At 71.1% G+C, this 12,710-nt stretch carries 8 protein-coding genes and 1 riboswitch; of the genes, 3 read left to right on the top strand and 5 right to left on the bottom strand.

Features of this window, described 5'->3' with window-relative positions:
- Positions 1-28: 28 nt before the first annotated feature.
- On the top strand, positions 29-1,414 hold the full coding sequence (locus HDA40_RS21170; RefSeq protein ID WP_253758524.1) for an FAD-binding oxidoreductase: 1,386 nt from the start codon (positions 29-31) through the stop codon (positions 1,412-1,414).
- A 66-nt stretch (positions 1,415-1,480) separates the two neighbouring features.
- Here the strand turns inward: HDA40_RS21170 and HDA40_RS21165 are convergent, their stop codons facing one another.
- Positions 1,481-3,295 (bottom strand): glycerol-3-phosphate dehydrogenase/oxidase, encoded by a 1,815-nt coding sequence (locus tag HDA40_RS21165; RefSeq protein WP_253758522.1) that lies wholly within the window; start codon positions 3,293-3,295, stop codon positions 1,481-1,483.
- On the opposite strand from HDA40_RS21165, the gene HDA40_RS21160 reads away from it, so the two are divergent.
- Complete coding sequence (locus HDA40_RS21160) at positions 3,294-5,732, top strand: S8 family serine peptidase (RefSeq protein ID WP_253758519.1); 2,439 nt, start codon at positions 3,294-3,296, stop codon at positions 5,730-5,732. The two genes, HDA40_RS21165 and HDA40_RS21160, sit on opposite strands and share 2 nt — an antisense overlap.
- A gap of 88 nt (positions 5,733-5,820) precedes the next feature.
- Here HDA40_RS21160 and HDA40_RS21155 read toward each other — a convergent pair whose 3' ends face one another.
- From HDA40_RS21155 to HDA40_RS21145, 3 genes are all read right to left on the bottom strand, one after another.
- Positions 5,821-6,861 carry an IS110 family RNA-guided transposase gene (locus HDA40_RS21155; protein ID WP_253756595.1) on the bottom strand — a complete coding sequence of 347 codons (1,041 nt, stop codon included), beginning with the start codon at positions 6,859-6,861 and terminating at the stop codon, positions 5,821-5,823.
- Between the two features lie 327 nt (positions 6,862-7,188).
- The gene (locus HDA40_RS21150; protein WP_253758517.1) at positions 7,189-8,328 is read right to left on the bottom strand and encodes an FUSC family protein; all 1,140 of its coding nucleotides are present in this window, start codon (positions 8,326-8,328) and stop codon (positions 7,189-7,191) included.
- A gap of 114 nt (positions 8,329-8,442) precedes the next feature.
- Positions 8,443-9,753: an aminotransferase class V-fold PLP-dependent enzyme gene (locus HDA40_RS21145; protein ID WP_253758515.1), complete on the bottom strand. Its 1,311-nt coding sequence runs from the start codon at positions 9,751-9,753 to the stop codon at positions 8,443-8,445.
- 51 nt (positions 9,754-9,804) lie between these two features.
- A riboswitch (SAM riboswitch) is annotated at positions 9,805-9,922 on the bottom strand.
- Between the two features lie 34 nt (positions 9,923-9,956).
- Here HDA40_RS21145 and HDA40_RS21140 point away from each other — a divergent pair.
- Positions 9,957-11,381 carry a PrsW family intramembrane metalloprotease gene (locus tag HDA40_RS21140; protein ID WP_253758513.1) on the top strand — a complete coding sequence of 475 codons (1,425 nt, stop codon included), beginning with the start codon at positions 9,957-9,959 and terminating at the stop codon, positions 11,379-11,381.
- A 1-nt stretch (position 11,382) separates the two neighbouring features.
- Here HDA40_RS21140 and HDA40_RS21135 read toward each other — a convergent pair whose 3' ends face one another.
- Positions 11,383-12,654, bottom strand: a complete 1,272-nt coding sequence (locus tag HDA40_RS21135) for an AI-2E family transporter (RefSeq protein ID WP_253758512.1) — start codon at positions 12,652-12,654, stop codon at positions 11,383-11,385.
- Positions 12,655-12,710 lie beyond the last annotated feature (56 nt).

The raw sequence follows: 12,710 nt of genomic DNA, 5'->3' as shown, positions 1-12,710 counted from the left end.
TGACGCTCGGCGGTCTACATTCCGGAGTGTGGGTGTTGTGGATCAGTTGCGGGCGCTCTTGCCCGCCGATCGGGTGATCACCGATCGGGACCTGGTGGAGATGTACCGGCGGGACGAGGCCGACCTCGTGGCGGACGGCCTGCCTGCCGTGGTGGTGCGGCCGCGGAGCACCGACGAAGTCGTGGCCGTCGTCAAGGCCGCGGCCGAGCACGGGGTGCCGGTGGTGCCGCAGGGCGCCCGGACCGGGTTGGCCGGCGGCGCGAACGCCGTGGACGGCTGCGTCGTGCTGAGCCTGACGCTGATGGACCAGATCCTGGAGATCGACCCGGTCAACCGGATCGCCGTCGTGCAGCCTGGCGTGGTCAACGCCGTCCTCGGCCGGGCCGTACGCGAGAAGGGCCTGCACTACCCGCCGGACCCGGGTTCGTTCGAGTCGTCGACGATCGGTGGCAACGTGGCCACCAACGCGGGCGGCATGTGCTGCGTGAAATACGGCGTCACCACGGGATATGTCATCGGGCTGGAGGTCGTCCTCGCCGACGGGGAGGTGCTGCGCACCGGCCGGCGTACGCCGAAGGGTGTCGCGGGCTATGACCTGACCAGCCTGTTCGTCGGCTCCGAGGGCACGCTAGGGATCGTCACCGAGGTGACGGTGGCCTTGCGCCCCGCGCCGGAGCAGTCGCTGAGCCTGGTCGCCGTCTTCCCCACCACCGCCACCGCCGGCAAGGCGGTCAACGAGATCATGGCGAGCGGTGCCGCCCCGAGCCTGCTGGAGCTGCTGGACAACGTCCATCTGCGCGCCATCGAGGCGTACCGGCCGATGGGGCTGGATCAGGAGGCCGCGGCGATCCTGCTGGCGGCGGCCGACACCGGTGGCCGGGCCGCCGCCGACCTCGACCGGATCGCCGAACTGGCGCTGGCGGCGGGCGCGACCGAGGTCTACCGGGCCACCGACGACGAGGAAGCCGCCGCCCTGTTGCAGGCGCGGCGGGCGGCGCACCCGGCGATGGAGCACCTCGCGGCCGGGATGCACGACCGCGGCGGCCTGATCTTGGACGACATCGCGGTGCCCCGGTCCCGGCTAGCCGAGCTGCTCGACGGCATCGCCGAGATCGCCGCCCGCCACGAGATCACCGTCGGGGTGGTCGGCCACGCCGGCGACGGCAACCTGCATCCGAACATCGTGGTGGACCGGGCTGATCCGGCCAGCGTCCAGCGTGGCCACGTCGTCTTCGACGAGATCATGGAGCTGGGCCTGGCGTTGGGCGGCACGTGCACCGGCGAACACGGGGTCGGCCTGCTCAAACGCGGCTGGCTGGCGACCGAGGCCGGACCGGTCAGCATGCGCGTTCAAAAGGCGATCAAGGACGCCCTGGACCCGCGCGGCATCCTCAACCCGGGCAAGATCTTCTAATCCCTGCGGATCACGGTTACGCATGCCAAAACCGCCCGCGGAGGCATGCGTAACCGTGATCTTCACCTAACGCGAGGAGCGGGTGCGGGCGGCGTCCGCGGAGGCGTCGTCGGGCATCGTCTGCGACCGCCGTTCGGCGTCCACCCGGCGCTCGTACGCCTCGACCTCGGCGCGCGTGGTGGCCTCGTCCCAGCCCAGGACGCCGGCCATGATCCGGGCCGCGTGCGGCGCCGTCTCGACCCCGCGATGTTCGGTCTCGATGCTGATCCGCGTACGCCGAGTCAGCACATCGTCGAGGTGCAGCGCCCCTTCGGCACCGGCCGCGTACGCCACTTCGACGGCGAGGTATTCGGGCGCGCCCTCCAACGGATCGCCCAGATCGACGGCGGAGTCGATCAAGTGCAGCAGGTCGACGGTCAGCGTCCCGTAGCGTTCCAGCAGGTGTTCGACCGCGCCGACGGTGAGTCGTGACTTCGCCCGCCGGGCGAGTTCGGCCCGCCGACGCCACATCGCCTGATAGCCGTCCGCCCCGAGGAGCGGCAGGTCGTCGGTCGCCGACTCCAGACCGCCTTGTCCGGGCCGCTTTCGGCCCTCCGCCCAGCTCGCCGGATCGAGCGACCGGAGCCGGCGGACGACGCGGTCCACGACGTCGGACGCCATGACCCGGTAGGTCGTGAGCTTGCCCCCGGCCACCAGGAACAGCCCGAGCATCGGTTCGACGACGGCGTGCTCCCGGCTGAGCGCCGAGGTGGAGTCCTCCTCGCCGGACAGCAGGGGACGGAGTCCGGCGTACACGCCTTCGATGTCGTCCCGGCCGATCGGGCGGTCGAGGACCTTGTTCACCTCGCTGAGCAGGTAGTCGATGTCGCGCGCGCTGGCCGCCGGATGTTCCCGGTCGAGCATCCAGTCCGTGTCGGTGGTGCCGATGAGCCAGTGCCCGCCCCACGGGATCACGAACAGCACGCTCGACGCCGTACGCAGGATCAGCCCGACGTCGCCGGTGATGGCTGACCGGGGGACCACCAGGTGGATGCCCTTCGAAGCGCGTACGCGCAGCCCAGGCCGGGCGTCGGGGAGCAGCGCGGTGATGTCGTCGCTCCAGACGCCGGTCGCGGCGACGACGGTCCGGGCCCGGATGGTGAACTCCCGGCCGGTCTCGTCCGTTGCGCGTACCCCGGTGATCTCCCGAGCCTGGCGCGTGAGACCGGTCGCCCGCACCCGGGTGACCACCGCCGCGCCGAGACTCGCGGCCGTACGCGCCAGCGAGATCACGAGCCGCGCGTCGTCCACCTGGCCGTCGAAATAGCGGATGGCGCCGACCGCGGCCTCCGGCCGCAAGGACGGGAAGAGCTGGTGCGCGCCGCGCTGGGTGAGGTGGCGGTGCAGCGGCATGCCGCGGCCGGACGCGCCCTGAAGCCCGGCGGCGAACGCGTCGTAGAGCGCGACCCCGGCACCGTAGTAGACCCGATTCCAGGCGCGCTTCCATGCCGCGTCACCCGGGAGGGGGACCAGGAACGGCACGGGCCGGACGAGGTGCGGCGCGAGCCGGGTGGCGAGCAGCCCGCGTTCCCGCAACGCCTCGTGGACGAGGTGGAACTCCAGTTGCTCCAGATAACGCAGCCCGCCGTGGACGAGCTTGCTCGACCGCGACGACGTGCCGCTGGCCAAGTCGTTCGCCTCGATCAAGGCGACGGACAAGCCGCGGGAGGCGGCATCGAGCGCGGCCCCGGCGCCGGTCACGCCGCCCCCGATGACCAGCACGTCGAACTCTTCCTCGGCGAGCCGGCGCAGATCGGTGACGCGGCGTGCGGGCGACAGGGTGCCGGCGGTGTTCCGGGAGACCTGACGGTCGCGCACACCTGCACGATACTGTGCGATCATGGCCGATCAGCCGCCTTCCGCGCAGTGGCATACGCCACCTGGCCCGCCGGCCCCGCCCGCTCCGGCGACGACGTCGAGCACCGGTGCGATCGTCGCGGCCGCATTCGTCGGCGTCGGTCTCGTCGCGCTCGCCCTGTTCTGGCAGGTCGCGGGCTGGTTGGCCGATCAGGTCTTCCTGCAGCTCGACGTGCCGCAGCCGTGGTGGATCTGGGTCGTCGTGGCCCTCGTGCTCGGCCTCCTCGCCGGGGTGCCGTCGCTACTGCTCGCCCTGATTCCCCGGTCGCCCGCCGTCCGCGAGACCGGCCGCGCCTGGCTGATCGCGACCGGAGTCGCAGTGCTCGGCGGAGTCCTCCGAGTGGTGCCCGATCCGCAGAACGAGGCGTACCTGTTCGTGCTCGCGCTCGCGCTGGGGGTCGCGGCGTTCTTCCTGCGCCGCCGGCCCCGCACCGCCGGCAGCGTCGGGCTCGCCATCGTCGCCGGGCTCGTCGCGCTGATGCCGTGGCTGGTCCTGGGCTCCCTAGGCGGCGCCCTGGAGACTCTGCTCGCCGTGCTCGCGGCGGCGTCCGCGGGCTGGCTCGCCTCGTCCATGCTGGACGGACCGTTCTGGGCGGCGTTCGGCGTCGGCGCTGGACCTGCCGTTAGCGTTGAACCTCCCGTCAGCGCTGGATCAGGGTTTCCGGTCGAATCTTTCCCCAAGATTCGACCGGAAACCGTGATCCAGCTGGAAAGCGGCGGCCGGGCTCGGCGGGTCGTGGTGGGCGGGCTGGTGGCAGGCGTCGCGTTCGCGCTGTTCGCGGCCGGTCTGGGAGCGTCCGGCGCGCAGCTCGCGGCCATGTTCGTGCTGCCGCCGCTCGGCTTCGCCGCCGCCGCGCTCGCCTCTTCGCGTACGACGGGCTGGCTCGTCGGGATCGCTGCGCTCGGCCCGCTCGCCTTCGTCGACCCCGACGAGGTCAGCCTCTTCCTGCTTGGCCGCGACATTCCCTTCTGGACTCTCGTCGCGACCGGCGGGTCACTCGCGGTGGGGCTGGTGCTCGCGCTGGTCTACGGCCTCGCGGTCCGGAAAACCCCGCACAAGGCCGTCGCCTGGTCACTCGCCGCGCTGGTCGTCCTCGCGTCGATCAGCTTGTACGCCGTGAGCGGTCAACCAGGTCTGCACGGTGAACGGCTGTTCGTGGTGATGAAGGAGCAGGCGTCGCTGGCCGGGCTCCCGACGACGACCGGGCCTGGCAGCGGGCGGGACGCCCGGGTGGCCGCCGTCTACCAGCGGCTCGTGCAGCAGGCCGACCGTACGCAGGCCGACCTGCGCAAGCAGCTCGACCGCTGGCACCTGTCCTACCGGCCGTACTACCTGGTCAACGGCATCCAGGTGGACGGCGGCCCGCTCGTACGCCAGTGGCTGTCCGCCCGCGACGACGTGGATCGCGTTCTGCTCGATCCGGTGCTGCGCCCGTTGCCGTCGGAGATCGAGACCCACCACGGGCCGTTGACCTCGCCCGGCACGGACCATTGGAACATCGACATGGTCGGTGCGCCGACCGCGTGGGCGGAGGGGGTCACCGGCTCCGGCGTCGTCGTCGGCTCCTCGGACTCCGGAGCGGACGGTACGCATCCCGCGCTGGCCGCGAACTTCCGAGGCGGCCCCGACTCCTGGTACGACCCATGGAACGGGACGACCCAGCCGACCGACCACAACGGCCACGGTACGCACACCCTCGCGACCGCGGTCGGCCACGACGGCGTCGGTGTCGCACCCGGCGCGCAGTGGATCGGCTGCGTCAACCTCGCCCGGAACATGGGCAGCCCGTCCTACTACCTGGACTGCCTCCAGTTCATGCTGGCACCGTTCCCCACCGGCGGGAACCCGTTCACCGACGGGCACCCGGATCGGGCCCCGAACATCCTCACCAACTCGTGGGGCTGCCCCGAAGCCGAAGGCTGCGACCCGGCCTCGCTGCGGCCCGCGATCGACGCGCTGGCCGCCGCTGGAATAGCGGTCGTCGTCGCGGCCGGCAACAGCGGACCGCGCTGCGGCAGCATCACGGACCCGCCCGCCACGTACGCCTCAGCGATCACCGTCGCGGCCGTGAACAGCGACGGCGCCGTCACCGACTTCTCCAGCCGGGGTTCGTCCGAGACGCCGGGTAAGCCCGACATCGCCGCACCCGGCGAACAGGTGCTCTCGGCGATGCCAGGCGGCACCTACGAGAAGGCGGACGGCACCTCGATGGCCACCCCGCACGTCGCGGGCGTGATCGCCCTGCTGTGGTCGAAGGAGCCTGCGCTGATCGGCGACCTCACCGCCACCCGCCAGCGCCTCACCGCCGCAGCCCGCCCCGCCACCACCCCCACCTCGTCCACCGACTCCTCCGGCTGCACCCCCTCCGCCTACACCGTCGGCGCCGGCATCGCCCACTTCCCCCTCACCCCGTCCCGATGATCATGAACTATCGGTCGTGATCGACCGGTGTGTCGTGTCCGCGCGACCCTGATCAACTCCGCGGCTCAATGATCTGTGAGGCTCTTTGTCAAGCGTTTGTGTGTTGTTGCAGGTGGCGGTAGAGCTGTCGGGCGAGGTAGCGCTTGATGCAGCGGGTGGTAGCGGCGGGGGTTTTGCCTTCGGTGGTGCGGCGTTGGGTGTAGTCGATGGTGGGTTGGTGGTAGCGGCGTCGGTTGCAGGCGATGGTGTGCAGGGCGGCGTTGAGGGTGCGGTCGCCGCCGTGATTGAGGCGCATGCGTTGGTTGCGGCCGCTGCTGGTGGGGATGGGGCTGGTGCCGGCGAGGGCGGCGAAGGCGGCTTCGGAGCGGATGCGGCCGGGGTGGGACCAGGCGAGCAGGATGGTGGCGGCGCTGACGGGTCCGATGCCGGGCTGGTCGAGCAGGGTGGGCATCCAGGCGTGGATCAGTTGGCGTAGTTGGCGCAGGTTGGCGGTGATCGCTTGGTCCAGGGCGCGGATCTGGTGGGCCAGGTCGATGAGCAAACTGGTGCGGATCGGGTCGGTGTCGGGCAGGTTGTGGGTGAGTAGGTGGTTGATTTGGGTGGTGGTGGTGCGGCCGCGCAGGATGGTGCGCAGGGTTTCGTCGGCGGTCAGGATCAGTGATTTGAGTAGGTTGACGGTGGCGGTGCGGGTGTCGGTGTAGTGGCGGCGGGCTGCCAGCAGGGTGCGGAGGTTTTCGCGGATGCCGTCGGCGCGGGGCTGGGCGGGGGGTTTGTCGTCGGCTAGGACGTTTCGGGCGGCGGCGATGGCGTCGAGGGTGTCGGATTTGCCGCCGCGTCGGCGGCGGGTTGTGGGTGGGGTGGGTGCCTGGACGACTTCGGCGGTGACGGCGAGGAGTGCGCGGGTCAGGCCGACGCCGTGGGCGCGGGTGCCTTCCAGTGCCCAGACCAGCCGCGGGCCGGGGGCGTGCTCGGCGGCCCACCCGATCAGCTGCGTGTAGCCGGCCGGTGTGGCGGGCACGGTGTGCTCGGCTAGGACTGTTCCTACGGGTGAGACCAGGGCGGCGCTGTGGGTGTCGGTGTGGGTGTCGACCCCGATGACGGCGTCTACCCTTTCTGCCAGGATGGGCATGACGGATGCTCCCGAATTCTGTGACGGCGACATTCGTTGTCGGCGTCGGACCCGGGAACAGGCACCTGGCGGCATATCTGTGAGAAGTCACGCGCTAGCACGCGGACAGGCTTCTGATCAGGCCAGCAAGGTGAGGCCGGGACCGGCGCCGGCGATCAACACGGACAGGTCAAGCGACGGGCACGCCCACGGGCGGCCAGATCATTGCTGAGTCACGTGTCGATCACCGGCACCGAACCTAGCGGATCACGAACCCCGGGCCCGATCCCCACAGCTATAGAAGCGTCAAACGCCGAGCCACCCTGCGGATGAGCGGCGGCGAATGAGTCAGGTCAGTTGGGTGAAGTGTTTCGGGGCGGGTGGGGGCGGCTTCGAACTCGCCTTGCCGACCGCTCGGCGTACGTCTCGTTCGGCTTCCCGCGAATCCATCCCGCCCGCGCGGAGGAGGTCGGTCGCCATCGACCGGACCTGGGCCACGATGACGCTCCCGGAGAACCCCAACCCGCTCAGGTACGCGTCCGACGCGTTGCGTACCGATCGGATGGCGGCTTCCCGGCTGGCGTCGGGCGGCAGCTCTTCGGCGTACTCACGGTGCACCCAGCGGATGGTGTCGGCGAGTGAGCGGAGCGAGGAGACGAGGGCGGTCGGGACGGGTTCTTCGTCGCGGATGACCGAGACGCTTCGGCGGATCAGGACCCGGGAGTTCCGCAGGCAGCGCGCGATGTGGTCCTGCCCGTCGACGTACTGGGCCAGCGCGCCGCGTTTGCCCCAGCGGATCGGGGAGAGGGTGGCGATCTCGCTGGCCGCCGTGAGCGCCTCCTCGAACGCGGCGAGGTGCTTCTCCGCCTCGCCGAGATCCGTCAGCGCCTCCTCGGCCTTGCTCCGGTCCCGGTGTTCCAGCGCCTCCGCGGTCAGGCGTACGCCGTCGGCCAGGTCGTCGAGCAGCGGCCCGGCGGCCCGGGAGACGACGGTCAGCGGGTTCTGCGGCAGGACCAGGGCCATCACCGCCAGGCCCACGCCGCCGCCCACGATCGCGTCGATGAACCGGCTGAACAGGTACTCGTCGTTGGCCGGGATGACCGCGACGACCAGGACCGCGCCCGCGGCGGACTGCATCACGAGCGACGGCCCACCTCCGGCGAAGATCGCGACCAGGATCGCGAGCACGACGACCAGCGATATCTGCCAGGCGCCCCGGCCGATCACGAGGATCAGCGCCTCACCGAGGAGGATGCCGAAGGCGTTGCCGAGGACGATCTCGACGGCCCGGCGCATCCGCTGCCCGACCGAGACCGCGAGCGTCGCCACGGCGGAGATCGGCGCGAAGTACGGCTGCGGATGGTGCATCAGGTTGTGTGCGATGAACCAGGCGATGCCGGCCGCGACGGCGGCTTGCACGGCGATGCCGAGGCTGCCCCGTGTGCGCTGGATACGGCGCTGCAGGGTGGCCTTGAACGCGACCTCCACGTCCGAACGCTACCTGTGACCAGCCCTTCGGCAGGCCGGAATCGCACTGATCATGGGGTTCGCGGTCCCGACACGCTGTCGAGACCACGGTTAACCCCATGATCAACGGAAAGGTTAGGCAGCGCAGGCGGAGGGTGGGGTGGGGGTGGCGGTCGGGGCGCTGGCGACGACGGCCGCGAGCGAGGTCAGGAACGCGTCCACGTCCGCCTCGGTGGTGCCGAGGCCGATCGACGCACGCAGCGCGGTCGCCGGGGCGTACGCCCAACCGGCGCGCTGGGCAGCCTCGCCGAGTAGGCGACGGGCCAGCGGATGCGCGCAGAACAGCCCATCGCGTACGCCGATGTCCCGGCGGGCCAGCCCGGCGGCGACCTCGGCGGACTCCCGGCCGGCGACGGCGAACGAGACGATCCCGACACGGGGCGCGTCCTCGGCGAAGACACGCAGCTCGGCGACCCCGTCGAGGGCGGCCAGCCCGGTACGCAGTCGCCGCAGCAGGACCTGCTCGCGGTCGGCCAGCGCCACCCGGTCGGCGGCTTCGAGCGCCTCGCACACGGCTGCGAGCGCGACCGCGCCCAGCAGGTTCGGCGTACCCGCCTCGTGCCGGGCCGGGCCGGTCGCCCAGTGGACGTCGTGGGTGGCGTCGCCGACCTTCGCGCTCGCACCCCCGCCCGCGAGGTAGGGCGTCGCCGCGTCCAGCCAGTCCGACCGGCCGACCAGGACGCCCGCCCCGAACGGCGCGTACAGCTTGTGGCCGGACAGCGCCAGATAGTCCGCGCCGAGGGTGGCGAGGTCGACGGGGTGATGCGGGGCGAGCTGGGCGGCGTCGACCGCCACCCGAGCGCCGTGCCGCCGCGCCACCAGGGACAGCTCCCGGATCGGCCACAGCTCCCCGGTCACGTTCGTCGCGGCGGTGACGCTGACGAGCAGCGGCGTCGCCGGCTCGCCCAGCACCGTGCCCCGCCGCAGCTCGCGAAGGGCCGAGTCCAGCGACCGGACCGCCTCACCGGGCGACGCCGGCACCGGCAGGCGTACGCACTCCTTCCAGGGCAGCAGGTTCGCGTGGTGCTCGCCGGCGAAGGTCACGACCAGGGTCTCGGCCGGAATGACATGCGCGAGCAGGTTCAGTGCGTCCGTCGTGTTTCGAGTGAAGATGACGTAGTCGTCCGCGCGCGCCCCGACGAAGTCACCCACCGTCTGGCGAGCGCGCTCATAGGCCAGGGTGCAGCGCTGAGACAAGGCTCCCGCGCCCCGGTGCACACTCGCGTACCAGGGCAGAATCTCGTTCACCGCGTCGCTCGCCGCCCGCGCGCACGGCGCGGTCGCGGCATAGTCCAGATTGATCTGACCTGGTACGCCGAGAACGGCGGGCTCGGCGACGGGGACGAGGTCGGTGACCTGACAGGGAGCCTCGAGTACAGCGGTCATGGCAGTGCCCTCCCGGGGTCCAGGGACCCCGGGTGCTCGACCAGGGAACGGGGTCCGCGCTTGCCTCGCGCGCTCATCGAGCGAGGCCCGGTCATCACCCGGGGCACCCCACCGCAGATAGGAGGGTTGCCGGACGGCTAGCCGGGGCTGTACACCGTCACTCGTGACCTGATCCACACCCTAGCGTGGGTAAGCTGCGTTGCATGTCCGAGTTCCCGCCGAGTGGGATACCCCACAGCGAACCGACACCCGCCCCGGCCCAGCCCGTGGGATGGCCGGCGCCGGGTGGTCTGCCGCCCGCGCCGCTGCGCCCGAGCGGGTGGCAACGCTGGAAGCGACCGGTGACCCTCGGCGGCGTCATCGTCTTCTTCGCGGCCGCCTCGATCGCGATGCTCGTCTTCCTCGGCTTCAACATGGGAGTCCAGGCCCTGCTGGTCGGGTTGGCGGCGGCCATCGTGCCGGTGCCGATCCTGGTCTTCTGCTTCCTCTGGCTCGACCGCTACGAGCCGGAGCCGACCTGGGCGCTGGTGGTCTGCTTCGCCTGGGGCGCGGTGATCGCGACCGGCATCGCGTTGATCGTGAACACCTGGAGTTCCAAGATCTTCGAGCAGAACGGGATCTCCGACGGCATCGTGGCGGTGGTCGTCGCGCCGTTCATCGAGGAGCTGAGCAAGGCGGCCGCCCCGTTGCTGCTGCTCTTGCTGCGCCGCAAGGAGATCTCCGGGATCACCGACGGCATCGTCTACTGCGGACTGTCGGCGACCGGCTTCGCGATGACGGAGAACATCCTCTACCTCGGTGGTCACGCGTACGCCGCGGGCAGCGAGGAGTACGGCGTCAACACCGGGCTGCAGATGCTCTTCGCGACCTTCCTGGTCCGGGTGCTCTTCTCGGCGTTCGCCCATCCGCTGTTCACCTCGATGACCGGCGTCGGGATCGGCATCGCCGCGCGTACGGCGAGCCCGGTAGTGCGCTGGCTGGCGCCGGTCGCCGGTCTCCTCGTCGCCATGATGCTGCACGGCACGTGGAACCTGATCCCCACGATCGCCGCCGCCACCGGGCAGACCATCCTCGTCCTCTACGGCTACTTCGCCCTGGAGATGCCGATCTTCCTGGCCATGGTGGCGTTCGCCCTCTGGCTGCGCTCGCACGAGGGCCGAATCACCGTACGCGCGCTGCCGGCGTACGTGCGGGCCGGCTGGTTCAGCCCGCCCGAGGTCGCCGCGCTGGCCTCCCTCAGCCGCCGGCACGCCGCCCGGACGTGGGCCAAGCGGGTCGCGGGCGACCCCGGTCGCAAGGCGATGACCGCGTTCCAGTTCGCCGCCACCCGGCTGGCCCTGGTCCGTGACGGCATCGAGCGCGGCTTGAACCGTACGCCCGAACAGCAGGCCAAGGCGCGCGACGAGGAGCGCTCGCTGCTCGAACAGATCACGGCTGCCCGCGAGGTGTACGTCGGGCGCGACCCGCAGACGCCACCCGCCCGGTGGACGGGTACGGCGTACGAGTTGAGCTTCCCGGACGGCGAGACGCGAACCGTGTCGCCGCCCCCGGAGCCGGTGGTGCCGATCCCCGTGCTCATGCCCCCGCCGCCGGCGCCCACCTGGGGCTATCCCGGCTGGCGGAGGTGAGTCAGGCGGTGGCCGTGGTCGCGGCCTCCCGCTGAGCCGACTCCTCGCGGAGCTTGGCCTCGATCTGCTTGCGCCGGCCGATCATCGCCCGGATGCCGGTGTTGAACATGGCGACCAGCGGCACCGCGATGAGCGCGCCGATGATCCCGGCGATGGCCAGGCCGCCGGCGATCGCCGCGATGACGGCGAGCGGGTGGATGGCGACCGCCTTGCCCATGATCAACGGCTGGAGGACGTGCCCCTCCAACTGCTGTACGCCGATCACGACGGCCAGCACGATGAGCGCGGTGACCCAGCCGTTGGTAACCCCCGCTACCAGGACCGCGACCGCGCCCGACACGGTGGCGCCGATGATCGGGATGAAGGCGAACAGGAAGACCAGAGCGGCCAGCGGGAGGGCGAGCGGCACCTTCAGGATCCAGAGGCCGACCCCGATGCCGATGGCGTCGATGAAGGCGACCAGGACGGTGGCACGCACATAGGAGACCAGCGTGTGCCACGCGGCGCGGCCGGAGTAGTCGATCGCCTCGCGGGTCGCCGGCGGCAGTACGCCGACGAAGAAGCGCCAGATGATGTTGCCGTCCCGCAGGAAGAAGAAGAGCGAGAAGAGCACCAGGAACAGGCCGGTCAGCACGTCGGCGGTGGTCGACGCGGTCGCGAGCGCGCTGCTGGTGAGCTTGTCGCGGTTCTCCGTGACCCACTTCTGAATCTGGTCGCCGAACGCCGTGAGCTGCTCGTTGGTCAACCCGAGCGGGCCGGACTTGAGCCACCCCCGGATGCCCTCGACGCCCTTGGCGGCGTTGTCGGCGACCTGCGGGACGTTGTCGACGAACTGCGTGATGACGATGGTGAGCACACCTGCGACCGCCCCGATGCCGAGCAGCACCACGATCGCCGTGGCGAGGGAACGGGGCAGGAACCGGGAGAGCACCCCGACGAACGAGCCCAGGAGCGCGCTGAGCAGCAACGCGATCACCAGCGGGATGATCACGTGCGAGAGGGTGTTCACCAGCTTCAGCGCGAAGTAGACGATGATGCCGAGGATCAGCACGCGCCAGCCCCAGGCGGCGGCGACGCGCAGGCCGACGGGCACCTCCACGTCGTCACGGCTGGAGGTGCTGCTGTGCACCACTTCTGGGGTCTTCGGTGAGGGGTCGGCCACGGGATCCTCCTCGGCCTGCTCGTTGTGCTGGGCGCGGCGGGCGCGCACGCCGGCGCGCCCAGCCTGGTAGGCCCTCTTGATGTTGGCCCGGGCCTGCTCGAACCGCCCCAACGCACACCTCCTGCCACCTGTCTGAGCACGTCGGCCGGTCTTACCGTATCCGGCGG

Source organism: Hamadaea flava, from assembly GCF_024172085.1.
GTDB classification, from domain to species: Bacteria; Actinomycetota; Actinomycetes; order Mycobacteriales; family Micromonosporaceae; genus Hamadaea; species Hamadaea flava.
This window is presented reverse-complemented; position numbering and strand designations above follow the sequence as displayed.